Here is a 23,978-nt window from a genome sequence, read left to right as displayed (position 1 = left end):
CATAGTGGACTGTCGCTACCCTGGCCGGTCGGAGGTGGTGCGCGGTGAGGGACGTGCGGACGGTGGTGCTCGACGCGCTGGAGAGGCTGCGCAAGGGCCGCGGGCTGGTCGCCGACGACGTGGACGCCCGGGTCGCACCGGAGTTCGCGGTGCTGTTCGCCACACCGGCCGATCACGGCGAGGTGTTGCGGCGCAAGCTGTTCGACTACCTCGACGGTCTCATGGCGGGGTTGCCCGCCGACCGCGAGGTGATCGCCCGGGTCACGCTGAACGTGCCGCCCGGCAGGCCCGACGCCAACCTGCGGCGCCGGATGGCCTTCCTTGCCGAGGAGTTCCGCTTCGACGAGCGCACGGTCCGGCGCCGGATGGACGACGCCTACCGGCGCATGGCCGAACGCGCCGCGCGCGGACCGGAGGCCGCGGCCGACCGGGGCGACGGCGGTCGGGCGTGGTACGTGGACGTGCTCGACGTCGTGCTGCGGCTGGACGTGCCGCGGCCACACGCCCTGGAGCGGCGGACCGTGGTGGCCACCCGCTCGGGGCTGGACGTGGTCGACGTGCCCAAAGCGGACGTCGAGGTGGTGTTCGGCGGGCGGCTCACCCCGGACGGGCTGGCCCTGCCGCGCACGCTGGAGAAGGGCGAGCGGCACACCTACGGCCTGATGCGGCGGGTGCCGCCCGACCGGTCGCGGCTGGTGTACGTGCCGCACCGGCTGTGCCGCTACTTCACGCTGCTGGTCCGGTTCGACCCGGAGCGCTTACCCGGCGGTGTGTGGCGGCACGACGGGGTGTCGCGGGACGTGGTCCGCGCCGGGCGCCCGGTGGGCCGCGAGCTGTCGCTCAACGGCGCGCACGAGGTGCTCGTGGAGTTCACGGGCCTGGTCGACGGGCTCGCGTACGGCGTGCACTGGTCGCCCGACCGGTCACGTGACTGATGCCGGTCCGGTCGTCCGGTTCGTAGCGTCGGTGTCCTCGAACCGAGGGAGGAACACCGTGGTGAAGCTCGTGACCGTGATCGGCAGCACGCGGGACGGCCGGTTCGCGCCGGTCGTCCGCGACTGGTTCGCGCGCCAGGTCGGACTGCGCGACGACATCGAGCACGACGTGCTCGACCTGGCCGACGTGCGCCTGCCGGACGCGCTGCCCGCCTACGGGGAGCAGCCCGCGCCCGCCGTGGCCGCGGCCGTCGAGGCGGTGCGCCCGCGCCTGGCCGCCGCCGACGCGTTCGTGGTCGTCACCCCCGAGTACAACCACAGCTTCCCGGCGGCGCTGAAGACCGCGATCGACTGGTACTACGCGGAGTGGTCGGCCAAGCCGGTCGGGTTCGTGTCCTACGGCGGCGTCGGCGGCGGGCTGCGCGCGGTGGAGCAGTTGCGGCAGGTCTTCGTCGAGGTGCACGCCGTGCCCGTGCGCGACCAGGTGAGCTTCCACAGCGGCTGGGAGCGGTTCGACGAGCACGGCGAGCCGCACGAGGCCGAGGCCGTCGGCGGCGCGGCGAAGGTGCTGCTGGACCGGGTCGTCTGGTGGGCCGACGCGCTCAAGGACGCCCGCGCCCGGCGGCCGTACGAGGTCTGACGTGCGCGCGGTCCGGCTGCACGCGTTCGGCGGGCCCGAACGGCTGCGCTTCGAGGAGGTGCCCGACCCGAGGCCCGGCCCGGGGCGGGTGCGGATCGCGGTGGAGGCGGCGGGCGTGCACCCGGTCGACACCGCGCTGCGGCGGGGCGACGCGGACCGGGTGCCGCTGCCGTACGTGCCCGGCGGCGAGGTCGCGGGCCGGGTCGACGCGGTCGGTCCGGGCGTGCCCGCCGACTGGCTGGGCGTGCGGGTCGTGACGCGGCTGGGCCTGGTCGGCGGCGGGTACGCGTCGTTGGTGGTACGGGAGGCGGCGGCCGTGCACCGGGTGCCCGACGGTGTCGGGTTCCCGGCGGCGGTCGCGGCCGTCGGCGCCGGAGCCGCCGCGCTGGCGGCGCTCGACGCCGCCGCGCCCGAACCCGACGACGTCGTCCTGGTCACGGGTGCGGCGGGCGCCGTGGGGCACCTGGTGGTGCAGGGCGCGGCCGGGGTCGGCGCGCACGTCGTCGGCGTGGTCGGGCACGCGGACAAGCGGTCGGCCGTGCTGCGGGCGGGTGCGGCCGTCGCGGTCGACCACCGGCACCCGGACTGGGCCGACCGGGTGCGGGCGGCGCTGTGCGGGCGCGAGGTCGACGTCGTGGTGGACGGCGTGGGCGGGGTGCTCGGCCGTACCGCCGTGGAACTGCTGTGCGGCGGCCGGGTGGTGCTGTCCGGCGCGTCCTCGGGGACACCGACGCTTCTGTCCACTGTGGACATAGTCGGCCGGGGTCTCACCGTGGCGGCGGTGCGCCGGGGCAGCGTGCGGACGGGGGAGGCACGGGCGCTGGCGGCCGTGGCGGCGGGCCGGCTGCGCCCGGTCGTGCGGGTGTTCCCGCTGTCCCGGGCGGGGTCGGCGCACGAGGCCGTCGAGGAGCGGACGGTCGTGGGCAAGGTGGTCCTGGTGCCGGGGCCGGCGGAATAGCGGCGGGCCGAAACGCGCTTGAGGACGTGACGGCTGCGGCTCGACGAGTCGGGTGGGTGGGGGTTGTGCTGCACGGGCGTGCCGCCGAGTCGGCGGTTTTAGGCGGGGTCCTCGACTCGGCCCGGGACGGGAACAGCGGGGTGCTCGTCGTGCGCGGCGAGGCCGGCATCGGCAAGTCGGCGCTGCTGGGCGCCGTGGACGCCGAGGGCTTCCGGGTGCTGCGGGGTACCGCGATCGAGTCCGAGTCGGTCGTGCCCTACGCCGGGCTGAGCCTGCTCCTGCGCTGCGTGTCGGACGGGATCGACGTGTTGCCGCCGCGCCAGGCGGCGACGTTGCGGATCGTGCTGGGCGACGGCGAGTGCGGCGACACCGACCCCTACCACGTCGGCGTCGCGCTGTTGGCCCTGCTCGCCGAACTCGCCGAGCGGCAACCGGTGCTGTGCCTGGTCGACGACGCGCACTGGCTCGACCAGGGGTCGGCGTTCGCGCTGCTGTTCGCGGCCCGCCGGCTGCGCGCCGAGTCCGTGGCCGTGGTGTTCGCCGCCCGCGACCTGCACGCGCCGCCGTTCCCCGCGCCCGGCGTGCCCGAGCTGCGGCTGACCGCGTTGTCCGACGACGACGCGTTCGCGCTGCTGGCCGAGCACGCGGCCGACCTGCCGCGCCACGTGCGCGAGCGCATCGCCCGCGAGGCCGCCGGCAACCCGCTGGCCCTGCTCGAACTGCCCGCCGCGCAACGGGAAGGGCACCTGACCGCCGGACCCGCCCACCCGCCGGCCACGCTGCCCGCGCACAGCCGCGTGCGGCGGATGTTCGCCGACCGGATCGCGGCGCTGCCCGAGCGGACGCGCACCCTGCTGCTCGTCGCGGCGGCCGACGACACCGGCGACCCGGGTGTGGTGTTCCCGGCGGCCGAACGGCTCGGCGCGTCCGTGGCCGACCTGGAACCGGCCGAACAGCGCCAACTCCTGCGGTCCGACGACGGGCGCATCGCGTTCCGCCACCCGCTCGTGCGCACCGCCGCCTACCGGGGCGCGTCCCTGGTCGGGCGGATCGACGCGCACCGGGCGTTGGCGGGCGTGGTCGCCGACGAGACCCGGCGCACCTGGCACCTCGCCGCCGCGACCACCTCGCCCGACGAGGACGTGGCCCGCGCGTTGGAACGGCTCGCGGAGACCGCCCGCAAACGCGGCGGCTCCAGCGCGGTCCTGGCCGCCTACCACCGGGCCGCCGAGTTGACGCCGGACCCGAAGACCCGCGGCCGACGGCTCACGCTCGCCGCGGCGGCGGCCGTGGAGGCGGGCCACTTCGACCGGGCCTCGGCGCTGGCCGACTCGGCGGCCGACCTGCTGCGCGACCCGTTGGAGTACGCCAAGGTCGCGCGGGTGTGGGCCACGCTCGCGGGCGAGCGCGGCGAGTCGGCCGAGGCCGCCACGATCCTGGGCAAGGCCGCGCACTGCGCCGCGACCGGAGACCCGGACCTGGCGTCCGAACTGCTCTTCACGGCCACGCAGAACGCATGGACCGCACGGGACTTCACGGCCGTGCGCGGCTTCGCCGAGCAGGCTTCGGGCCTGCCCGGCGCGCACCGCGTGAAAGCGCTGGCCCGGGCGGCGATCGGCCTCGACGAGTGCGACGTCCCCGACACGCTGGCCGCGATGCGCGAGCTGGTCGCCGATCCGCGCGAGGACGTGACGAGGGCGTGGTGGCACCTCGTGCTCGGCGACGACCGGGCCGCGTACGACCACGCCGCGACCGTGGAACGCCGGGCCAGGGCGAGCGGCGCGCTGGGACCGCTGCCCCGGGCGTTGGCCTACCTGGCGCGGGCACGCCTGAACCTGGGGCAGCCGAGGGAGGCGCGGGAGACCGCCGAGGAGGGGTTGCGCATCGCGGCCGACATCGGCCAGGGGTTCAGCGTCGGTTTCCTGTCGTGCGTGCTCGCCGAGCAGGCCGCGCTGGCGGGCGACGAGCGTCGGGTCGCGGAGCTGGTGGGCGCGCTGGGCGGGACCGGCGGGCCGCCGACGGCCGTGCGGGCGATGTGCGCGTCGGCGTTGCTCGACCTCGGGCTCGGCCGGCCGGAGGCCGTGCTCGAACGGCTGGCCGACGTCGGGGCCGCCCGGCTCTACGCGATCGGCAGCCTGCCGGACCTGGTCGAGGCGGCGGTCCGGGTCGGCGAGGTCGGGCAGGCCAAGCGGGCGGCGGACTGGTACGCCGAGTGGGCCGACGGGACCGGGCACGACTGGGCGCTGGCGGTCGCGGACCGGTGCCGGGCGCTGGTCACCGACGAGGAGCGGTACTACCTGGCCGCCCGCGACCGGCACCGGTCGCCCGCTCGTCCGTTCGAGCGGGCGCGCACGGAACTCCTGTACGGCGAGTGGTTGCGCCGCGAACGCCGACGGGTCGAGTCGCGGGTCCCGCTGCGGTCGGCGGCGGAGACCTTCGAACGACTCGGCGCCACGCCCTGGGCCGAACGCGCACGACAGGAACTGCGGGCGACGGGGGAGAGCCGCCCGGCGCCCGGCCCGGACCCGGTGGGCGCGTTGACACCGCAGGAACTCCAGGTCGTCCGGCTCGCCGCCGCGGGGTTGAGCAACCGGGACATCGCCGACCGGCTGTTCCTCAGCCCGCGCACGGTCGGCTACCACCTCTACAAGGCGTACCCGAAACTCGGCGTCGCGTCCCGGGGCGAACTGGCACGGGTGCCGCTGTAGCGGCGATTGGTCCAGACCCGTTGACAGTCGGGTCGCCCGGGTCCGATGGTGGGGTGCCCGACGGCCGCCGCCTGCCCCGAGGAGGACAACGGTGAAACTCCGTAGCAGGACGGCGAGGGTCCTCGCCGTCCTCTTGGCGGTGGTCGCAGGGACCATCGTCTGGAACGCCGGATCGGAGGGCGTCGGTTCGGCGGCGGCCGAACCGCTCAAGAGCATCGTGCCGGTGCCGGTCTCCGTGCAGGCCGTGCCGGACGCCGCCTACACGATCACGATGTCCACGAAGATCTACGTCGCCCCCGGCGCCCGTGCCGTCGGCGACTACCTGGCCGGCGTCCTGCGCCCGTCGACCGGCTTCCCGCTCGACGTCGTGGAGAACCCGACACCGCCGGACGGGATCATCCTGCAGAACGCCTCGGCGCCCGGGAACGACCAGGGCTACGAGTTGATCACAAGCACGACGAGCGTCACGATCCGCGCTTCGACCAACGCGGGCTTCATGAGCGGCGCGCAGACCCTGCGCCAGCTGCTCCCGGCCAAGGTCGAGTACCGGTGGCAGACGCCCGGCCCGTGGACCGTGCCCGGCGCGAAGATCAGCGACTACCCGCGCTTCCCGTACCGGGGCGCGATGCTCGACGTGGCGCGGCACTTCCACCCGGTCGCGACGGTGAAGCGCTACCTCGACCAGCTCGCCCTCTACAAGATCAATTTCTTCCACCTGCACCTGTCCGACGACCAGGGCTGGCGGATCGTGGTCGACAGCTGGCCCCGGCTGACCACGCACGGCGGCAGCACGCAGGTCGGCGGCGGCCCCGGCGGCTTCTTCACCAAGGACGAGTACAAGGACATCGTCGCCTACGCGGCGGCCCGGCAGATCACCGTCATCCCCGAGATCGACCTGCCCGGCCACACCAACGCCGCGCTGTCGTCGTACGCGGAGCTGAACTGCAACGGCACCGCACCGCCGCTGCGTACCGACATCGAGGTCGGCTACAGCTCGCTGTGCATCTCCAAGGACGTCACCTACAAGTTCGTCGAGGACGTGATCCGGGAACTGGCCGAGATCACCCCCGGCCCGTACCTGCACATCGGCGGCGACGAGGCCAACGCCACGTCCGACCGCGACTACCAGACCTTCATGGACAAGGTCCTGCCGCTCGTCGGCAAGTACGGCAAGAAGATCTTCGGTTGGCACGAGTTCGTGAAGACCACGAAGGACACCACGGTCGTCCCGCAGTACTGGGGCACCACGACGTCCAACGCGGTCGTCCAGGCCGCCGCCGCGCGCGGTAACAAGATCCTGATGTCGCCCGCCAACAAGGCGTACCTGGACATGAAGTACAACTCGTCCACCCCGCTGGGCCTGAGCTGGGCGGGCATGATCGAGGTGCAGGACGCCTACAACTGGAATCCCGGCACCCACGTGAGCGGCGTGCAGGAGTCGTCGGTGCTCGGCGTCGAAGCTCCACTGTGGACGGAGACGATCGTCAAGCCCGAGCACATCGACTACATGGTGTTCCCGCGCCTGCCCGCGATCGCCGAACTCGGCTGGTCCCCGTGGTCCACGCACGACTGGAACGCCTTCAAGGCCCGTCTCGGCGCCCAGGGCGCGCGCTGGAACTTCATGGGCATCCAGTTCTACCGCTCGACCCAGGTCCCGTGGGACGGCGGACCGACCACGACGAGCCCCCGGCCGCCGACGGCGTGGGCCGCGTACACCTCGTACGCGGCGGAGGACAAGGTGACCTACAACGGCACCACGTACAAGTGCCTCCAGCAGCACATGTCGCTGCCGGGCTGGGAGCCGCCGAACGCGCGGGCCCTCTGGGCACCGGCCTGACACCGGGCCGCGACGTCGGGGCCGATCCGGTCCCGACGTCGCGCCTCAGCCGACGCGCGCCGCGGCGATCGGCCGGCGGTCCATCGGGTGGGCCCCGGCCGACGCCGTGTTCACGCTCCACCGGTAACGGGTGAACATGCCCGTGCGCTCGTCCGCGTAGAACATCATGTGCCCGTAGCCGGCGCCCTCGCCGCGGCGCCGGCCGACGAGCCGGCTGTCCGGGTACGCCGCGTAGTTGCCGACGCCGACCTGCCCGTGCGGCTCGGACGTGCAGTCCACGATCTCCACCGCGTACTGGACCTCGCCCGGGAAGTTCAGGCTCGCCACCGGCGCCACGTAGACGCCGCGCGTCCGCCGGACCATCACGATGTGGCCGGTGTTGGTGTCCTGCTCGTTGCGGTAGTCGATGGCGATCAGATCACCCGGTCGAAGGTCCGCCACCCGGTGCACGCGGCGGAAGCGCGGCACGTCGTCCTCCGCGAACACCGCCCGGTAGTCGCGGGCGAACGGGCTGGCCATCCCGAAGTGCGCGGTGAAGAAGGCCGACGTCGCCCAGCGGTGCGCCCGCTTGAGCACGGCCGTCTGGAACGAGGCGCACTGGCTGCGGTTGATCCACGTCGCCGCGTCGTCCGGCGAGCCCCAGACCACCACGTTCGGCTGGTCGGGCTCCTTGTAGACGTTGTTGCCGGGCGGGCACACCGGCAGCGACAGGTAGTCCACCAGCCGCTGGGCCTGGACCAGGTGCGGCGTCCCGCCCCGGCGGAGGCGGCCGGGTGCGGCCGGCGTCAGCGTCGTGGTGCCGCCCGCGTGCGGTCTGGGTGCCGGGTCCATCTCGTCGAACTCCTGTCCGGGGTGGTGGCTCGCACACGGTAAACGACCGGGCGCGGTTTCGAGTCGCGCCCGACCGGCCCATGTGGCGGAACGCTCAGCCCGCCGCCTGCCGCGCCGACTACCCTCGCCTGAGCTGGCACGACGAGTGGAGGAGCCTGGATGACGAGCGACCGGCGGAAGTGGGTGTCCGTCGCCGAGGAGGTGGCCACCGCCCTCCGGGTGGACGCGGCGCAACGGGACCGGCTCGGCGCCGAACCCGTCGCCGAGGTGGCCGCGCTGAAGCAGTCCGGCGTGTTGACCATCGCCGACTGGGACACGCAGCAGGCCGTGACGCGCGTGATAGCCGCCGCCGACGCCAACGTCGGTCACCTGCTCGGGTACCACTACCTCCAGGTGTGGCGCTCGGGCCTGTTCGACAACCCGGCGTTCGACGCCGGGGACGACCTTTTTTGGGCGGGCGTCAGCAACCCGCTCGACACCGCGCTGGACCTGGAACCGGTCGGCGGCGGCTACACGGTCTCGGGCCGCAAGACGTTCGCCACCGGCGCGGCCGTCGCGGACCGGCTCGTGGTCAGCGCGACCCGCACGGACACCGGAGGCAAGCTCACGTTCACGCTCGACGCCCGCGCCGAGGGCATCACCTACGCGGGCGACTGGGACAACATCGGCCAACGGCTCACCGCCAGCGGCGGCGTGGTGTTCGACCGCGTGTTCGTGCCCGAGGAGCAGGTGCTCGGCGGGCAGGACGCCAACACCCCGCGCCTGTCGCTGGCCGCCATCGGGTTCCAGCTCGTGCTGTCGCAGGTGCACGTCGCCCTCGCCGAGGGCGCGCTGGCCGAGGCCGCGCACTACACCCGCGCGACCACCCGGCCGTGGTTCCTCAGCGGCGTCGACACCGCGACCGCCGACCCGTACATCCTCGCCACCTACGGCGAGCTGGTCGCCGACACGCAGGCCGCCGGTGCGCTCGTCGACCGCGCGTCCGACCTGCTGCGCGACGCGAGCGACCGCGGTGCCGACCTGACCGCCGAGGTCCGGGCCGAGGTCGCCGCCGGGATCACCGCGGCCAAGGTCTTCTCCACCCGGGTCGCCAACCACACCACCTCGAAGGTGTTCGAGCTGTGCGGCGCCCGTGCCACCGCCGGCCGCTACGCCTTCGACCGGTTCTGGCGCAACGCCCGCACGCTCACCCTGCACGACCCGGTCGCCTACAAGGCCCGCGAGCTGGGCGCCCACTACCTGACCGGCGAGGCCGCACCGTTCACCGGGTACAGCTGATGGAACCCGTGCTGGCCCGCAGCGTCCGGCTCGAACCCGACGGCGTGCACATCCTCGACCGGCGCGACTTCCCGTTCACCCGCGAATGGGTGCGCTGCGGCACGGTCGCCGAGGTGGCCAAGGCCATCGAGGACATGGTCACGCAGTCGTCCGGCCCGTACTTCGCCACGCTGTGGGGCATGGTCCTCGCCGCGCGCGAGGCCGTCGGCACGCCCGACCCGCACGGGTACCTCCGGGCCGCCGGCGAGCTGCTGATCGACACCCGGCGCACCAACAACGCGCTGCGCAAAGCCGTCGCGATCGTGCTGGAGCACGTGGCCGCGTCCGACGACCCGGTGGCGGGCGCGCTGGCCGGCGCGCACGCCGGGGACGAGCGGTACCGGGCGCGCAGCCGGGCGTTGGGCGTGCACACCGCCGAACGCCTGCCCGACGACGCCGCCGTGCTCACGCACTGCTGGGCCGACCTGTACCTGACCGAGACCGTGGCCGCCGCGCACGCCCAGGGCAAGCGGTTGCGGTTCTTCTGCACCGAGACCCGGCCCTACCTCCAGGGCGCCCGGCTCACCGCCGAGACCCTGGCCGAGATGGGCGTGGACACCACGCTGATCACCGACGGCATGGGCGCGTCCGTGCTCGCGGCGGGCGAGGTCGACGTGCTGCTCACCGCCGCCGACCGGGTCACCATGGACGGGCACGTGGTGAACAAGGTCGGCACGCTCGGGCTCGCGGTCGCCGCGTCCGCGTTCGACGTGCCCTTCCTGGCCATGGTGCAGGCGCCGGACCGGCTCGCGCCGACCGCCGCCGACGTGCCGATCGAGTACCGCCCCGGCGAGGAGGTGCTGCACACCCTGGGCCGGCGCACCGCGACCGACCGGGTGCGCGGCCACTACCCGGCGTTCGACGTGACGCCGCCGCGCTTCGTGACCGACGTCGTCACCGACCGGGGTGCCTTCGCCCCCGACCGCCTCGCCGACTACTACCAAGAGGGAACACATGACTGAGTGGGTCGTGCTCGACATCGAGGGCACGCTCAGCGCCACCGACCAGGTGCTGGTCGTGCTGTACGACTACGCGCGCCCGCGCCTGGGCCCGTGGATCGACGAGCACGCGTCCGACCCGGTCGTGGCCGAGGCCGTCGCGCAGGTCCGCGAGCTGTCCGGCGTCACCGGCGGCACGGACGAGCTGGTCGCCGTCCTGCACGGCTGGATGGACGCCGACCGGAAGGTCACGCCGCTCAAGACCCTCCAGGGCCTGATCTGGCAGCGCGGCTACGCGGTCGGCGACCTGGTGGCCGAGTTCTTCCCCGACGTCGTGCCCACGCTGCGCAAGTGGCACGAGGACGGCGTGAAGCTCGCCGTGTTCTCGTCCGGCTCGGTCGCCGGGCAGGTCGCGTTCTTCGGCCACACCACCGACGGCGACCTGCGCGGCCTGTTCGAGCACCACTTCGACACGGTCAACGCCGGTCCCAAGCGCGAGGCCGACTCCTACCACGCGATCTCGGCCGTGCTGGGCTCGTCCGACGTCACGTTCTACTCGGACGTGCCCGCCGAACTCCACGCCGCCGCGGCAGCGGGCTGGCAGACCGTCGGCGTGGCCCGGCCCGGCGAGCCCTACGGCGAGGCCGACTTCTCCCCGCACCGGACGGTGGCCGCCCTGTGACCCCCGGTGCGGCGCTCGCCGCCGAGTGCGCCCGCTACACCGCGATGGGCTGGATGCGCGGCACGTCCGGCAACCTGTCCGTCGTGCTCTCCCGCGACCCGCTGCGGCTCGCCGTCACGATCAGCGGCAAGGACAAGGGCGAACTCGGCCCGGCCGACGTCGTGGAGATCGACGCCGAGGGCCGCACCGACGACCCGGTCCGCGTGCCGTCCGCCGAGGCCGGGTTGCACGGCCGGATCGCGGCCGTGACCGGTGCGGGAGCCGTCGTCCACGTGCACGCTTTGGCGCCCGTGGTCGCGGCCGAGCACTGGCCCGGCGGGGTCGAGCTGCGCGACCTGGAGATGCTCAAGGGCTTCGGCCGGGCCGCGCACGACGACGTCGTGGTGATCCCGGTCGTGCCGAACTCGCAGGACATGAAGGTGCTCGGGGACGCGTTCGAAGAGGGCCACCGCGCGGACGTGCCGGCGCTGATCGTGGCCCGGCACGGCGTGTACGTGTGGGGCGACGACCTGCACCACGCCCGCCACCGCCTGGAGTGCCTGGAATGGCTGTTGCGCTTCAAGGTCGAGACGAGGAGGGACCGATGACCCTGCTGACCGTGTGGCCGGACACCGACCCGGCCACCGTGGTGGTCCGCACCGAGGACCCGGACGAGATCGCCGCCGAGCTGGAAGCGCTCGGCGTCCGGTTCGAGCAGTGGCCCGTGCTGCCCGGCGTGACCAGGGAGAACGCTCTGGAGGCGTACGCCGACCAGGTCGCGCGGGTCACCGAGACCGAGGGCTACGTCCTGGTCGACGCCATGGAGATGACGCCCTCCGACGACCCCGGGTGGCTGTCGACGGCCGCGGCGGCCCGGCTGAAGTTCCTGGCCGAGCACACCCACGACGACGACGAGGACCGGTTCTTCGCGCGTGGCTCGGGCGTGTTCTACCTGCACGTGGGCGACCGCGTGTACGCCGTGCTGTGCGAGGCGGGCGACCTGCTCAGCGTGCCCGAGAACACCACGCACTGGTTCGACATGGGCACCCGCCCGGACTACGTGTCGATCCGCTTCTTCCACGACGACGACGGCTGGATCGGCAACTTCACCGGCAGCGAGATCGCCAAGTCGTTCCCGACCTTCGACGAGATCACCGCAGGTCGCTGAGTTCCTTCGCCAGGTTGACCCGGGCGCGCGCCTCCCAGCGGGCGCGTGCCCGGTCCGACCGGTAGAGCGGATCGCGGCCCAGCAGCGACTCCAGCACCTTCGCCCGTCCTTCGCGCCACGCCTCGTCCGTGACGTGCGCGTACTCGGCCCGCACCGCCCGGCGGTAGCGCTCGTAGCTCTCGGTGTCCCCGCCCAGCACGGCCAGGTCGGCGTCGAGCAGCAGCGTGGTCAGGTCGTCGTCGGCCCGGTGGTCGACCGTGGCCAGGACGATCTCCGCGACCCGGTCGCGCTCGGGCACGTCCAGGCGTGCGCGGACCCACTCGGCGCTGCGGCGTTCGTCCTGACCGGGCACACCGTCGTAGACCACGTCGTGCGCCAACGCGGCCAGGACCAGCACGGCCCGTTCTTCGCGTGAGCGGTCGGCCGCGAGGTCGAGCACGTCCCGGACGACGGCCCGCACGTGATCGGCATTGTGGTAGCCCCGGTGCGGCTCGGCATAGCGTTCGGCCAGGTCACCCGCGTCCACCGTGCCACCGAGCACCGCGACGGCCTCGTCCCACCACGCGTCCAGATCGGTCATGTGCGCGATCGTGCCATCAGGGCCGGTACAGCTCGCCGGACGCGACCCAGCAGCGGCCGAACAGGTCGCGCAGCGCCCGCCAGAACGCCACGTCCTCGTCCGGGAACAGGGCGGGGGACAGGTGCGCGCACGCCACGTCCCACCCGGCCGGGCCGCGCCACGCGTCCTCGAAGTCGTTCCACACCGGACCGTCCGTCGTGGCCAGGACGTTGCGGGCGTGCGCGTCGCCGTGCAGCGGGCGCACGGGCGACGACGGCCACCGCGCCACCAGGTCGTCGCGTTCGGCGACCAGCGCGGCGGGCCGCCCGAGCAGGTCCAGCGTGGCGTCCAGGTCGTCGAGCGGGCCGCGTTCGGGCAGGTCGCCGGGGTAGTCGACGAGTTCGGCGTGCAGCTCGCGCAGGAGGGCCGCGAACGACGCCTCGTTTGCCTCCCACGGCGTGTGGACCACATGGGACGCGAACGCGACCACGAACCCGTCCTGCCGCACCGGCCCCGGCACGTCGGCCGGCACCACGACCGGCACGCCCCGGGCCGCCAGGTACCGCGAGATCGCGTCGGCCCGACCGAAGTGGCCGGTCACGTCGCCGCGCACGAACGCCGTCCGCGTACCCACCCGGGCCACCACCGGCGCCGGTCGCAGGTGGACCAGCAGGTTGCTGCCGTTCTTGAGCACGATCGGATCGTCGGTGGGCAGACCCGCGGACCGGGCGGCCGACAGCGCGGCACGCAGTGCGTTCGTCACGTGACGATCGTCCCGGGACACGCAATCGGATTCGGCGGCGCCACTCGCACCACGTCCACGCGCACCCGCAGCCATCGTGAACTGCGGGTTTCCGCGACAGTGCACGTCGTGGGGGCGGAGTAGGGATGACTGGCCGTCGCAATATGATCACAGAGTGTTGATCGAGGATGGTGTCGCTGCGTTGAAAACCGCTGAGGACGCCTGCCGGGCGACGCTGAGCGGTTGTCCCGCCTGGCTACGCGATGACGGTCAATGGTCCTGACGGATTCGAGCGGGAGTGGGGTGGGATCTCGAAGTGGGTTCCCTGGACGTGCACTACCTGTACGAGCACGGCGACACCCCGGGCACTGTATCCACAGTGGACGAAGTGGATGCCTTGATCGACCGTGTTCGCGCCGAGTCTCCGCCGGCGGCGCCCATCCTGATGGAGGTGCACCGGTCGGGCGATCCGTACGCGCAAGGATTGGACGTGGGTATCGAGGTCGATCGGGGCGCGTCCCACCTGTGTGCGATGGCAGGATGCCCGGTAGGCAAAGGCTGCGTCCGCTGACCCGCGGAGCATCAGGCAGCCGGTTGTGCCGCCTTCGTGATCAAGGGAGTCGAGATGACGGGCGTCGCCAAGGGCGGCCAGGAACCGCCGAACTAGGGGCATGGCATCGATCCGCCGGATGATCGGCTGGTCGATGCGGCGGTCCTGCTGTCCGAGGAGATAAGGCGACTGCGAGCGGAAGCCTGCCTCAGTCAACCGCAACTTGCGAAGATCATCGGCTACACGCGGCAGTACGTGTCGCGTGCCGAACGACCGCAGAGAGATCTTCCGTCGGCTGAACCGGTGCGTGCCCTCGACGTCGGTTTGAATGCCGGCGGAGTTCTGGTCGGGCTACGGGAACGGGCCAAGGTCGAGCAGCGTTATCGTCGTGAAAAAGTAATCGGTGGCGTTGTTTCGCCTGCTGTGATCAACGGCGAAACAATGACTTCATCATTCCTTGGTGGTAGCCTTGAGTCGGTATCCCCGGTGCATCGGGGTGCGAACCTCGAAGCTCCGGTGGTGATCGGGGAAGGGGACCGCGTGGACCGGCGTGACATGCTCAAGATAATGGGCGCGACAGCGGCCGTTCCCCTGGCGGAATTGGTGAATTCGATCGGGGCCGCCCCCGTGCCGCGCGTACTCGGCATGGATCATGTGCAAGTGATCCTCGACTCCGACAAATTCATCACCGACTGGCAGCACCTGCACGGCGGGAACGTCGCGCGTCACGCCGCTGTGGCACAACTCCGGAACTCCGCCGAACTGCTGAACTGCGCCGCGGGTCCGCGGGTCAAGACCGAACTTTTCTCGGCATTGTGCCGGTTCGCGCACACCACTGCTTTCATGGCGTTCGACGCCTGTGCCCACGATGACGCGCGTCGAACCTTCCGGTTCGCGCTGTCCTGCGCCGAGGAGGCCGGCGATTGGCATTTGCGTGCCGCCGTCCTGTCCGATATGGCACGGCAGGAGTTCGCGCTGGGTGATTACGAGAACAGCCTGACCCGGGTCGAACTGGCCTTGGTCCGATCCGATCGCCTGGTGGCGACGGAACGTGCGATGTTGTCGGCCCTTCGCGCTCACGCCCTGGCGCGTCTGGGTCGGACGGCGGAAGCGGTCTCGGCGATCGATGTCGCCGATCGGGAATTTGCCGATTCTGACTTCCCGACGAACCCGCCGGCGATCTCGTATTATGATGTCGCGGAGCATGCCGCCACCGTCGGGCAAGTATTCATCGGCCTTGCTTCGCATGGTCGGTTCGTGGCGGAAGCGCAGGACAGGCTGTCCATCGCGATGGACGGCTATGGTCAAGCCTACGCGCGCTCACGCACCTTGGCGCAGATCGATTTCGCTTTGGTGGCCATGAAAGCGGGCGATCCGTCGCAGGCGGTTTCAGTCGGAATCGACGCGGTGGCCGGCGCGAGCACGATCAAGTCCAGCCGGCTCACGGAGGGTTTGCGCGGCCTGGTCCACGCGGGCGCCGGGCACGAGTCGATTCCCGAAGTCGCCGATTTCCGTCACCACGTCGGCGCGGTGGTGAAGTCCCGCGACCTGGTCGACAAGGCGTGACCGCGAGGTAGGGGTATCCCGGCGTGTGATCGTCCACTGTTGTCGGACCAGCGCGGATGTCCCTCGCAGGTCGACGGCTGTTCGGACGATTCCCGGTCGAGACGCCCGGTGACGGTGTGACCGGCGGTCGTGCGTGCCCCGGACCGGTTGTGACCTGGGCTACCTCGCATGATCCGGCGGTCGGGCCGGCCGAGCCGCCCCCGACCGCCCGGTCTACGATCCGATGAGCCGGGGCGCGCCTCCGGCGACGCCAGCACCACCACAGCGCAGGAGGCAGGAGTGACGGCCGTAGCCCCGCAGCCGATCGCAACGCGGCCCTTCGGGACTCGCCAGGCGGTCAAGGGTTCGTTCCTGCTGCGGATGTTCCGCACCACGGACCACAAGCAGATCGGCATCCTCTACCTGGTCACCTCGTTCGCCTTCTTCATGGTCGGCGGCGCGATGGCCATGTTGATGCGGACCGAGCTGGCCCGTCCGGGCATGCAGTTCCTCAGCCAGGAGCAGTTCAACCAGCTCTTCACCATGCACGGCACGGTGATGCTGCTGCTCTACGCGACCCCGATCGTGTTCGGCTTCGCCAACTTCGTGCTGCCGCTCCAGATCGGCTCGCCCGACGTGGCGTTCCCCCGCCTGAACGCGTTCAGCTACTGGCTGTACCTGTTCGGCGGTCTGATCACGCTGAGCGGGTTCCTCACCCCCGGTGGTGCGGCCGACTTCGGCTGGTTCGCCTACACCCCGCTGTCCAACGCCATCCACTCGCCCGGCGTCGGTGCCGACCTGTGGATCGCGGGCCTGGCGGTCGGTGGTCTGGGCACCATCCTCGGCGCGGTCAACATGATCACCACGGTGGTCTGCCTGCGCGCGCCCGGCATGACCATGTTCCGCATGCCGATCTTCACCTGGAACATCCTGGTGACCTCGGTGCTCGTGCTGCTGGCGTTCCCGATCCTCACCGCGGCCCTGTTCGGCCTGCTCGCCGACCGACACCTCGGCGCGCACGTGTTCGACCCGGCCAACGGCGGCGTGATCCTCTGGCAGCACCTGTTCTGGTTCTTCGGCCACCCCGAGGTCTACATCGTCGCGCTGCCGTTCTTCGGCATCGTGTCCGAGATCTTCCCGGTGTTCAGCCGCAAGCCGATCTTCGGCTACAACGGCCTGGTCTACGCGACGCTGGGCATCGCGGCGCTGTCCGTGGCCGTGTGGGCGCACCACATGTACGCCACCGGTGCGGTGCTTCTGCCGTTCTTCGCGTTCATGACGTTCCTGATCGCCGTGCCGACCGGCATCAAGTTCTTCAACTGGATCGGCACGATGTGGAAGGGGCAGCTCACCTTCGAGACGCCCATGCTGTTCAGCCTGGGCTTCATCGTGACGTTCCTCTTCGGCGGTCTGTCCGGCGTGCTGCTCGCGGCACCGGCCATCGACTTCCACGTGTCGGACACGTACTTCGTGGTCGCGCACTTCCACTACGTGCTCTACGGCACGATCGTGTTCGCCACGTTCGCCGGCATCTACTTCTGGTTTCCGAAGATCACCGGCCGGATGCTCGACGAGCCGCTGGGCAAGCTGCACTTCTGGACCACGTTCCTCGGCTTCCACGGCACGTTCCTCGTCCAGCACTGGCTGGGCAACGAGGGCATGCCCCGCCGGTACGCCGACTACCTGCCGTCCGACGGCTTCACCACGCTGAACACGATCTCGACCATCGGCGCGTACGTGCTCGGCGCGTCCACGCTGCCGTTCATCTGGAACGTGTTCAAGTCCTACCGCTACGGCGAGACCGTGCACGTGGACGACCCGTGGGGCTTCGGCAACTCGCTGGAGTGGGCCACCTCGTGCCCGCCGCCGCGGCACAACTTCACCGAACTGCCCCGCATCCGCTCCGCCCGGCCGGCGTTCGAGCTGCACTACCCGCACATGATCGAGCGCATCCACGCCGAGGCGCACGTGACGTTCACCGGCAAGGCCATCCCGCACGAGCAGGCGCACTCGACGCCGTTCGAGGCGGCGGCTCACGCTGTGCAATCGGGCACAGCTTCGGAGAAGACCGAGGGCGACCACAAGTAGCCTGAGCAAGGTTCGACGACGAGCCCCGCCCGACTCCCGTGTCGGCGGGGCTCGTCGCTGTTTCGGGCAAAGGAGCCGACGAAGTGGCGATCCCCGTTTTGATCACGGTCACCGGACCGGACAAGCCCGGCGTGTCCTCGGTGCTGTTCGCGGTCCTCACCCGGCACGGCGTCGACGTGCTCGACGTCGAGCAGGTCGTCATCCGGGGCCGACTGGTGCTCGGCGTGCTCGTGTCCGCCGAGCACGACCCCGAGGGGCTCCAGGAGAACGTCGAGCAGGCCATGGCGACGGTGTCCATGCACGTCGAGGTGGAGATCGGGGCCGACTCGAAGCGCACCGCGCGGCTGGAGTCCAGCCACGTGCTGATCCTGCTCGGGCGGCCGGTGACCGCGCGGGCGTTCACCGGGGTGGCACGCCGGCTGGCCGCGTTGGGCGTGAACATCGACGCGATCCGCGGCGTCGCCGACTACCCGGTCACCGGCCTCGAGCTGCGGGTCTCCGTAGCGGACGACACCGCGGTCGCCGACGCGCAGCTGCGCGAGGCGTTGGCCGAGGTGTCGGTGCGCGGCGGCCTGGACATCGCCGTGGAGCGGGCGGGCCTGACCCGGCGGGCCAAGCGGCTGGTGGTGTTCGACGTCGACTCGACCCTGATCCAGGGCGAGGTCATCGAGATGCTGGCCGCGCACGTGGGCTGCGAGCCGCAGGTCAAGGAGATCACCGACGCGGCGATGCGGGGCGAGCTGGACTTCGCCGAGTCGCTGCGGCGGCGCGTGGCACTGCTCGAAGGGCTTGACGAGAAGGTGCTGGACGAGGTCGCCGGGTCGTTGGAGCTGACGGCCGGCGCGCGCACGACCGTGCGCACCCTCAAGCGGCTGGGCTTCAAGTGCGGTGTGGTGTCCGGCGGGTTCACCCGGGTCATCGCCGGGCTGGTCGACGACCTGGGCCTGGACTTCTGCGCGGCCAACGAGCTGGAGGTCGTCGACGGCAGGCTCACCGGGCGGGTGCTGGGCGACATCGTGGACCGGCCGGGCAAGGCCGTGGCGTTGCGCCGGTTCGCCGAGCGGCAGGGCATCCCGCTGGCGCAGACCGTGGCCGTGGGCGACGGCGCCAACGACATCGACATGCTGGGCGCGGCCGGGTTGGGCATCGCGTTCAACGCGAAGCCCGCATTGCGGGAGGTCGCGGATACCGCCTTGTCACACCCCTACCTGGACGCGATCCTGTTCGTTCTCGGCGTCACCCGGGCCGAGGTGGAGGCCGCCGACGCCGCCGACGGACTGGAGCTGACCCGCCTGTGACCGACCTGCTCGACCTCATCGCCCGCCGCGACTACTCCACCGAGAGCGACGTCGTGCGTGCCATGCCCATGGTGCTGCGCATCGAACGCGCCGACCCGCCGTCGCGGACGGACGTGCTGGAGGCCGCTGCCGCTGCCGCGATCGCCGTGTGCCTGGACGACCGTGCCGCGGTGGATGGCGAGTGGCACCCGGCCCTGGAGGCGTGGATCAGGGGCCGCATCCGCAAGGTGTCGCGGCGGGCTCGGGGTGCGCATTGGGCGGCTGTGCAGGAGTTGCCCGGTGTGACGATCACCGTGGGGACGGCGTCGGTGCGGGCCTTCGTGCCCGGTCCGGTGACCGAGTTGCCCAAGGAGCTGTCGCGACTCCAGGTGGCGGGGAGCGATCTGCCTCCCGATACTCCCGGTCCGGTGCCGGAAGGTGCGCGGGTGCTCTGGGTGAACCCGAGGGTGGAGATGACGGCGGGCAAGGCGGCGGCCCAGGTGGGGCACGCGACCATGATCCTGGCGCCGCGGTTGTCCGCCGCGGAGTTGAAGGAGTGGGCGGCGGTGGAGTTCCGGACCGCGGTGCGGACGCCGTCCCCTGCGGACTGGGATCTCCTGGTGGCGGGGCCTGATCCGGTGGTCGTGCGGGATGCGGGGTTCACCGAGGTGGCTCCGGGGACGGCTACGGTCGCGGCCCTGCTCTGAGGTGGCGCACCGCCTGCTCGACGCACTCGTCGAGCGGGCGGACCGTGTCCACGGTGAACACGTCCCACGGCTCGTACTCCAGCGCGAGCACGTCCTCCCACGTCGGTTCCGGGAAGCCGACGATGCCGCGGCTCCGGTGTTCCAGTCGGCGGCGGTGGACGCCCGGGTCCGAGCACACCACCTTCACCGGTTCGACCCGGATTCCGTGCCTGGCGCCCAGGTCCTGCCACATGGCCCTCGCGGGTTCCACCGCGTTGACGGCGTCCACCACGACCGGCAGCCCGCCGGTCAGCACTTCTTCGGCCACCGCTTCCACCACCGTGTAGGCGGCGAGGCCCGTCGGCTGGGTCCGGTCGATCCCGGCCCGCCACAGTGCTGCCTCGACGGGATCGACGCTGATCACCGGGGCGCCCAGTGTCCGTCCGATGCCCCTCGCGATCGCGCTCTTCCCCGCTCCGGGCGCACCGCTCATCACGACCAGCATCGCGTCGTTCACTTGCCGGTGGCGTCCAGGCGCTTCAGTGCGGCCCGTACGATTTCGGGGTCGTAGGTCGTCCAGAACGGTGGCAGGGACGCGCGCAGGAAGCCGCCGTACCTGGCCGTCGCCAGGCGCGGGTCGAGAATGGCCACCACGCCCTTGTCGCTCATGGACCTGAGCAGGCGGCCGGCTCCCTGGGCGAGCAGCAGGGCGGCGTGGGTCGCGGCCACGGTCAGGAAGCCGTTGCCGCCGCGGGATTCCACCGCTTTCTGCCGGGCCGACGCCAACGGGTCGTCCGGGCGGGGAAACGGGATGCGGTCCATCACCACCAGTTGCAGCGCCGGGCCCGGCACGTCCACGCCCTGCCACAGCGACAAGGTGCCGAACAGGCATGTGCGGGTGTCCTCGGCGAAGCGCTTGACCAACTGTCCCGTCGAGTCGTCGCCCTGGCACAGCACCGGGTACTCCAGCCTGGACCGCAGTGCCTCGGCCGCCGCTTTGGCCGCCCGCATGGACGAGAACAGGCCGAGCGTCCGGCCGCCGGCGGCGTTGACCAGGCCCTCCAACTCGTCGAGATAGGCCGGGGGCAGGCCGTCGCGGCCCGGTGCGGGCAGGTGGCGGGCCACGTAGAGGATGCCGCTGCTGCCGTGTTCGAACGGGGACCCGACGTCCAACCCGGTCCACCGCACCGGGGTCAGGTCGGACGGGGCCTCCTTGGCCGTCGCCATCCCCTGGGTGGCGACCGCCGTCGACGTGGCCGGGAGCCCCCACTGCCGGGCCAACGTGTCGAACGTGCCGCCCAACGTCAGCGTCGCGGAGGTCAAGATCGTCGTCCGCTTGCCGAACAGCCGTTCCCCTAGCAGACCGCCCACGCCCAGGGGCGCCACCCGCAGCGACGGTGCCCGGCCCCGGTCGGCGAAGTCGCCCGACACCCACACCACGTCGTGGTCCTCGTCGAACGCCTCCAGCATGCGGACCGCGCAGTCGTGCACGTCGTCCAGCAGGGAACGGGCGAGTTTGCGGGACGTGGCGCCGTCCACGTCCTCCTTGCGTTCCGGTCCCAGCGACGAGATGCAGGCGTGGGCGGCGTCCCTGGTCGCGGCCAACGCGCCGGCCAGCGCCTTCGGCAGGGCGTCGAGCCGACCGGCGGGCATGTCCTCCAGCAGCATCGCCAACCCGTCGCCCGCCTCGGCCAGGCGGTCGGCCACGTCCTGGTCGATCAGGCGTCCGCAGCGCCTGGCCGCCGTCGAGACGAGCGTGCCGCTCAGCTCCTCGGTCGCCACCGAGGTGATCCGGTCGACCAGGTCGTGCGCCTCGTCGATCACGACCACGTCGTGGTCGGGCAGGACCTGGTAGCCCTCCAGGGCGTCCACGGCGAGCATGGCGTGGTTGGTCACCACGACGTCGGCCCGGCCGGCCTCGGCGCGGGCGCGTTCGGCGAAGCAGTCGACGCCGATCGGGCACTTGGCCACGCCCAGGCATTCGCGGGCGGTCACCGAGACCTGCTTCCACGCCTGCTCGGTCACACCCGGCACGAGTTCGTCGCGGTCGCCGGTCTCCGTGTCGGACGACCACTCGTGCAGCCGCTTCACCTCGCGGCCCATGCGGGACACGGCGAACGGGTCGAACAGGCCCGCCTCCTCCGGCTCCTCGGGCGCACCCGAGTGCAGCCGGTGCATGCACAGGTAGTTGCGGCGGCCCTTGAGGATCGCGAATCGGGGTTCGCGGCCCAGCACCTGCTTCAACGCCTTGGCCAGGCGGGGCAGGTCGCGGTCCACGAGCTGGCGCTGGAGGGCGATGGTCGCGGTCGAGATGACCACGGTCGACTCCTCGGCGATCGCGTGCCGCAACGCCGGCACCAGGTACGCCAGCGACTTGCCGGTGCCGGTGCCCGCCTGCACGGCCAGGTGCTCGCCGGTGTGGATGGCCCGCTCGACGGCCCTGGCCATCTCCACCTGGCCCGTGCGTTCGGCGCCGCCCACCGCCTCGACGGCGACGGCGAGCAGGGTGGCGGTGTCGGGCAGGGTGATGGCGGGCACGACCCGAGACCGTACCGCCCGGCACCGACAGCATCAGTGGTCGAGGGCCACCTTGCCGACGACCCGCTCGGTGTTGCGCCTGGTCTTCGTCCAGCCGTTGCGGCCACGTACCAACCTGGTCACCGCGCGCCACGACGTGATGTAGAAGGTGTAGATGTACAGCGCGTACCCGAACCCGTACGCCAGGGCGCGTACGAACCCGGTCCCCGGTTCGCACCGCGCCCGGTAGACCGGCCCCCACAGCACGAACGGCAGCAGCCCGAACAGTCCGTAGACGGTGAACAGCACCCACGCGCCGCCGGTGAACCACCCCCACACCTCGCCGGGGTCGACCACGAACCGGTGCGCCAGCAGCAGCATCGGGATCGGGTAGATCAGGGTGCCGAGTAGCTGCATCCACGGCTGGGCCAGGTAGTAGAGCATCTCGGCGGCGCCGAGCGTGGACAGGTGCGGCGAGTCCCAGATGCGCTTGATGTAGCGCATGCACTGCATCGTGCCCTGGCCCCAGCGCGTCCGTTGCGCCAGGAACCGGCGCAGGCTGTAGAGCCCTTCCTGGTGCACGTGGGTGTCCAGGGTGAACCCGGTGCGCCAGCCCGCGGTGAGCAGGTGCACGCCGAGTTCGAAGTCCTCCAGCAGCGACCCGCGCCACGGCTGCCCCGCATGCCCCGCGATGGTGTCCAACGCGGACAGCCGGGTGAACTGCCCGTTGCCGCCCATGGAGATCGTGCCCGTGACACCGCGCGAGAGCTGGATCGCGGCGATGGCCGTGCGGAACTCCAGGTCCTGCATGCGCACCAGGAACGCGCCGAACCGACTGCGCCACGACGTCACACCCGCCTGCCGCACGCCGGTGTTGACCATCCGCACGTCCACCTGCACGGCGCCGACGCCGGGATCGCCGAACAGGTGGTCGGCGGCGCACACGTCCAGGCAGTTCGGCGCGGGCCGGCCGTCGGCGTCCACCACGACGATCACCGCGCGGTCGAGGTCGGCGTGCCGGCCCATCCACTGCTTGAGCGTGCGGTACGCGTCGTTGAGCGCGTCGCCCTTGCCGGTGCGGGCCAGCGGTCGGTACCGGCGCACGAGGTGGACGTGCTTGTCCGCGCGGAACGAGCGCACCACGCCCACGGTCGCGTCGTCGGAGTCGTCGTCGATGACCCACACGTGCGCGATGGCGAACGTCGTGCGCAGGTAGCGAATGGTGTCGCCGATCACGGCCGCCTCGTCGCGGCACGGCACCATGAAGTGCCACTCGAACGCCGCCGCCCGCCCGGTGGGCGCGGGCGTGCGGCGCAGGTACGGCACGACGATGAGCAGCACGTACGTCACGAACGCGACGCTCATCGTCAACGCGAGGGCCTGGGTGAAGCCCAGGACGACGTCGAGGTTCACCGCCGGGTCGCCAGCCACACGAACGCCACGAGCGCCGCCGCGCCGCCGAACACGCTGACCATCGAGCCGAGCAGCGTATGCCCCCAGTGGTACCCCCGGTCGACGCCGAGCCAGTCGACCAGGCCGACCAGGGTCAGCACCCGCAGCTGGTTCACCACGACGACGGCCGTCGCGGCGACACCCAGCGCGATCAGCACGCGGCGGGTGATCCGGGGCCGCAGCGCGGTCATCACCGCGCCGATGACCAGCAGCGGCACGACCAGGAACGCCGACGTGCACTCGGGGGTCATCCGCAGGCCCAGCGGCGTGTCCGAGCCCAGTCCGAAGTAGACGGTCTGCCGGTCGGCGACGACCTCGACGCCGTACCCGCTCAGCGCGTCGAGCAGCAGGCCGGACAGGGAGATCTCGACCGTCCGATAGGCACGGTGCGCGAGCACCAGTCCGGTGGCGACCACGGTCAGGGCGACGACGACCACCCGGTTGAGATGGGCGGTACGAGGCACGGCAAACGCCACGAAAGGATTCCTTTCATACGACCGAGGGCCGCCCGATAGGGCTACGACAGGGGACATCGGCGCCAGGCCTCGGGATCAGTACTGCCGGAACGG

The 23,978-nt window shown here is 71.8% G+C and carries 22 protein-coding genes; 15 read left to right on the top strand and 7 right to left on the bottom strand.

Going from position 1 to position 23,978, the window contains the following annotated elements; translation table 11 throughout:
- The first annotated feature begins 44 nt into the window (after positions 1-44).
- The 5 genes from F4559_RS27245 (at position 45) to F4559_RS27225 (ending at position 7,078) form a co-directional block, all read left to right on the top strand.
- Positions 45-935 (top strand): hypothetical protein, encoded by an 891-nt coding sequence (locus F4559_RS27245; protein ID WP_184673436.1) that lies wholly within the window; start codon positions 45-47, stop codon positions 933-935.
- A gap of 58 nt (positions 936-993) precedes the next feature.
- A complete protein-coding gene (locus tag F4559_RS27240) occupies positions 994-1,575 on the top strand; it encodes an NADPH-dependent FMN reductase (protein ID WP_312865849.1) in 582 nt (193 codons plus the stop codon).
- A 1-nt stretch (position 1,576) separates the two neighbouring features.
- Complete coding sequence (locus F4559_RS27235; protein ID WP_184673432.1) at positions 1,577-2,533, top strand: zinc-binding dehydrogenase; 957 nt, start codon at positions 1,577-1,579, stop codon at positions 2,531-2,533.
- Positions 2,534-2,589: 56 nt separating this feature from the next.
- On the top strand, positions 2,590-5,241 hold the full coding sequence (locus tag F4559_RS27230; protein ID WP_312865848.1) for a helix-turn-helix transcriptional regulator: 2,652 nt from the start codon (positions 2,590-2,592) through the stop codon (positions 5,239-5,241).
- Positions 5,242-5,374: 133 nt separating this feature from the next.
- Positions 5,375-7,078: a family 20 glycosylhydrolase gene (locus F4559_RS27225; protein WP_221448461.1), complete on the top strand. Its 1,704-nt coding sequence runs from the start codon at positions 5,375-5,377 to the stop codon at positions 7,076-7,078.
- A gap of 45 nt (positions 7,079-7,123) precedes the next feature.
- Here the strand turns inward: F4559_RS27225 and F4559_RS27220 are convergent, their stop codons facing one another.
- Positions 7,124-7,909 carry a hypothetical protein gene (locus F4559_RS27220; protein WP_184673428.1) on the bottom strand — a complete coding sequence of 262 codons (786 nt, stop codon included), beginning with the start codon at positions 7,907-7,909 and terminating at the stop codon, positions 7,124-7,126.
- Positions 7,910-8,068: 159 nt separating this feature from the next.
- On the opposite strand from F4559_RS27220, the gene F4559_RS27215 reads away from it, so the two are divergent.
- From F4559_RS27215 to F4559_RS27195, 5 genes are read left to right on the top strand one after another with little or no spacing between them, the layout of a single operon-like run.
- Complete coding sequence (locus F4559_RS27215) at positions 8,069-9,187, top strand: acyl-CoA dehydrogenase family protein (protein ID WP_184673426.1); 1,119 nt, start codon at positions 8,069-8,071, stop codon at positions 9,185-9,187.
- Positions 9,187-10,188, top strand: coding sequence for a translation initiation factor eIF-2B alpha/beta/delta subunit family protein (locus F4559_RS27210; protein WP_184673424.1), 1,002 nt, complete (start codon positions 9,187-9,189; stop codon positions 10,186-10,188). Before F4559_RS27215 ends, F4559_RS27210 begins: the two co-directional genes overlap by 1 nt.
- A complete protein-coding gene (gene mtnC / locus F4559_RS27205; protein WP_184673422.1) occupies positions 10,181-10,846 on the top strand; it encodes an acireductone synthase in 666 nt (221 codons plus the stop codon). The genes F4559_RS27210 and mtnC overlap by 8 nt, the downstream gene beginning before the upstream one ends.
- Entirely contained in the window at positions 10,843-11,433 is a 591-nt protein-coding gene (gene mtnB, locus F4559_RS27200) for a methylthioribulose 1-phosphate dehydratase (protein WP_184673420.1), read from the top strand. Before mtnC ends, mtnB begins: the two co-directional genes overlap by 4 nt.
- Entirely contained in the window at positions 11,430-11,993 is a 564-nt protein-coding gene (locus tag F4559_RS27195) for a 1,2-dihydroxy-3-keto-5-methylthiopentene dioxygenase (protein WP_184673418.1), read from the top strand. The genes mtnB and F4559_RS27195 overlap by 4 nt, the downstream gene beginning before the upstream one ends.
- Here F4559_RS27195 and F4559_RS27190 read toward each other — a convergent pair.
- Together F4559_RS27190 and F4559_RS27185 are read right to left on the bottom strand one after the other, a co-directional pair.
- Complete coding sequence (locus F4559_RS27190; RefSeq protein WP_184673415.1) at positions 11,977-12,573, bottom strand: HD domain-containing protein; 597 nt, start codon at positions 12,571-12,573, stop codon at positions 11,977-11,979. The two genes, F4559_RS27195 and F4559_RS27190, sit on opposite strands and share 17 nt — an antisense overlap.
- Positions 12,574-12,589: 16 nt before the next feature.
- Complete coding sequence (locus tag F4559_RS27185; RefSeq protein WP_184673413.1) at positions 12,590-13,315, bottom strand: phosphotransferase family protein; 726 nt, start codon at positions 13,313-13,315, stop codon at positions 12,590-12,592.
- 295 nt (positions 13,316-13,610) lie between these two features.
- Here F4559_RS27185 and F4559_RS27180 point away from each other — a divergent pair, with 295 nt between their 5' ends.
- The 5 genes from F4559_RS27180 to F4559_RS27160 all read left to right on the top strand — a co-directional run bounded on the left by F4559_RS27180 (position 13,611) and on the right by F4559_RS27160 (position 19,461).
- Entirely contained in the window at positions 13,611-13,865 is a 255-nt protein-coding gene (locus tag F4559_RS27180; protein WP_184673411.1) for an Imm1 family immunity protein, read from the top strand.
- A 105-nt stretch (positions 13,866-13,970) separates the two neighbouring features.
- Positions 13,971-15,410 carry a helix-turn-helix domain-containing protein gene (locus F4559_RS27175; protein ID WP_184676269.1) on the top strand — a complete coding sequence of 480 codons (1,440 nt, stop codon included), beginning with the start codon at positions 13,971-13,973 and terminating at the stop codon, positions 15,408-15,410.
- A 279-nt stretch (positions 15,411-15,689) separates the two neighbouring features.
- Positions 15,690-17,477 (top strand): aa3-type cytochrome oxidase subunit I, encoded by a 1,788-nt coding sequence (ctaD, locus tag F4559_RS27170; protein WP_184673409.1) that lies wholly within the window; start codon positions 15,690-15,692, stop codon positions 17,475-17,477.
- Positions 17,478-17,560: 83 nt separating this feature from the next.
- Positions 17,561-18,775 carry a phosphoserine phosphatase SerB gene (gene serB / locus F4559_RS27165; protein WP_184673407.1) on the top strand — a complete coding sequence of 405 codons (1,215 nt, stop codon included), beginning with the start codon at positions 17,561-17,563 and terminating at the stop codon, positions 18,773-18,775.
- Positions 18,772-19,461, top strand: a complete 690-nt coding sequence (locus tag F4559_RS27160; protein WP_312865846.1) for a peptidyl-tRNA hydrolase — start codon at positions 18,772-18,774, stop codon at positions 19,459-19,461. The genes serB and F4559_RS27160 overlap by 4 nt, the downstream gene beginning before the upstream one ends.
- On the opposite strand, the gene F4559_RS27155 is transcribed toward F4559_RS27160, so the two are convergent.
- Genes F4559_RS27155 through xrtP form a run of 4 tightly spaced genes read right to left on the bottom strand, consistent with a single transcriptional unit; the run spans position 19,439 to position 23,885 of the window.
- Positions 19,439-19,957: a P-loop nucleotide/nucleoside kinase family protein gene (locus tag F4559_RS27155; RefSeq protein ID WP_221447393.1), complete on the bottom strand. Its 519-nt coding sequence runs from the start codon at positions 19,955-19,957 to the stop codon at positions 19,439-19,441. The genes F4559_RS27160 and F4559_RS27155 overlap by 23 nt on opposite strands.
- The gene (locus tag F4559_RS27150) at positions 19,954-21,978 is read right to left on the bottom strand and encodes an ATP-dependent DNA helicase (RefSeq protein ID WP_184673405.1); all 2,025 of its coding nucleotides are present in this window, start codon (positions 21,976-21,978) and stop codon (positions 19,954-19,956) included. The genes F4559_RS27155 and F4559_RS27150 overlap by 4 nt, the downstream gene beginning before the upstream one ends.
- A 33-nt stretch (positions 21,979-22,011) precedes the next feature.
- Positions 22,012-23,370: an XrtP-associated glycosyltransferase gene (locus F4559_RS27145; protein WP_486374941.1), complete on the bottom strand. Its 1,359-nt coding sequence runs from the start codon at positions 23,368-23,370 to the stop codon at positions 22,012-22,014.
- Positions 23,367-23,885 carry an exosortase P gene (gene xrtP / locus F4559_RS27140; RefSeq protein WP_312865845.1) on the bottom strand — a complete coding sequence of 173 codons (519 nt, stop codon included), beginning with the start codon at positions 23,883-23,885 and terminating at the stop codon, positions 23,367-23,369. Before xrtP ends, F4559_RS27145 begins: the two co-directional genes overlap by 4 nt.
- Positions 23,886-23,978: the final 93 nt, after the last annotated feature.

The organism is Saccharothrix violaceirubra (assembly GCF_014203755.1).
GTDB lineage: Bacteria > Actinomycetota > Actinomycetes > Mycobacteriales > Pseudonocardiaceae > Actinosynnema > Actinosynnema violaceirubrum.
The sequence above is the reverse complement of the archived record's forward strand: the minus strand, read 5'-3'. Positions and strand labels throughout refer to the sequence as shown.

What these genes read in the sequence shown, in the direction of transcription:
- mtnC (WP_184673422.1), top strand. Translation starts at nt 10,181, where the DNA reads ATGACTGAGTGGGTCGTGCTCGACATCGAGGGCACGCTCAGCGCCACC.
- F4559_RS27215 (WP_184673426.1), top strand. Translation starts at nt 8,069, where the DNA reads ATGACGAGCGACCGGCGGAAGTGGGTGTCCGTCGCCGAGGAGGTGGCC.
- F4559_RS27220 (WP_184673428.1), bottom strand. Translation starts at nt 7,909, where the DNA reads ATGGACCCGGCACCCAGACCGCACGCGGGCGGCACCACGACGCTGACG.
- F4559_RS27190 (WP_184673415.1), bottom strand. Translation starts at nt 12,573, where the DNA reads ATGACCGATCTGGACGCGTGGTGGGACGAGGCCGTCGCGGTGCTCGGT.
- F4559_RS27195 (WP_184673418.1), top strand. Translation starts at nt 11,430, where the DNA reads ATGACCCTGCTGACCGTGTGGCCGGACACCGACCCGGCCACCGTGGTG.
- F4559_RS27210 (WP_184673424.1), top strand. Translation starts at nt 9,187, where the DNA reads ATGGAACCCGTGCTGGCCCGCAGCGTCCGGCTCGAACCCGACGGCGTG.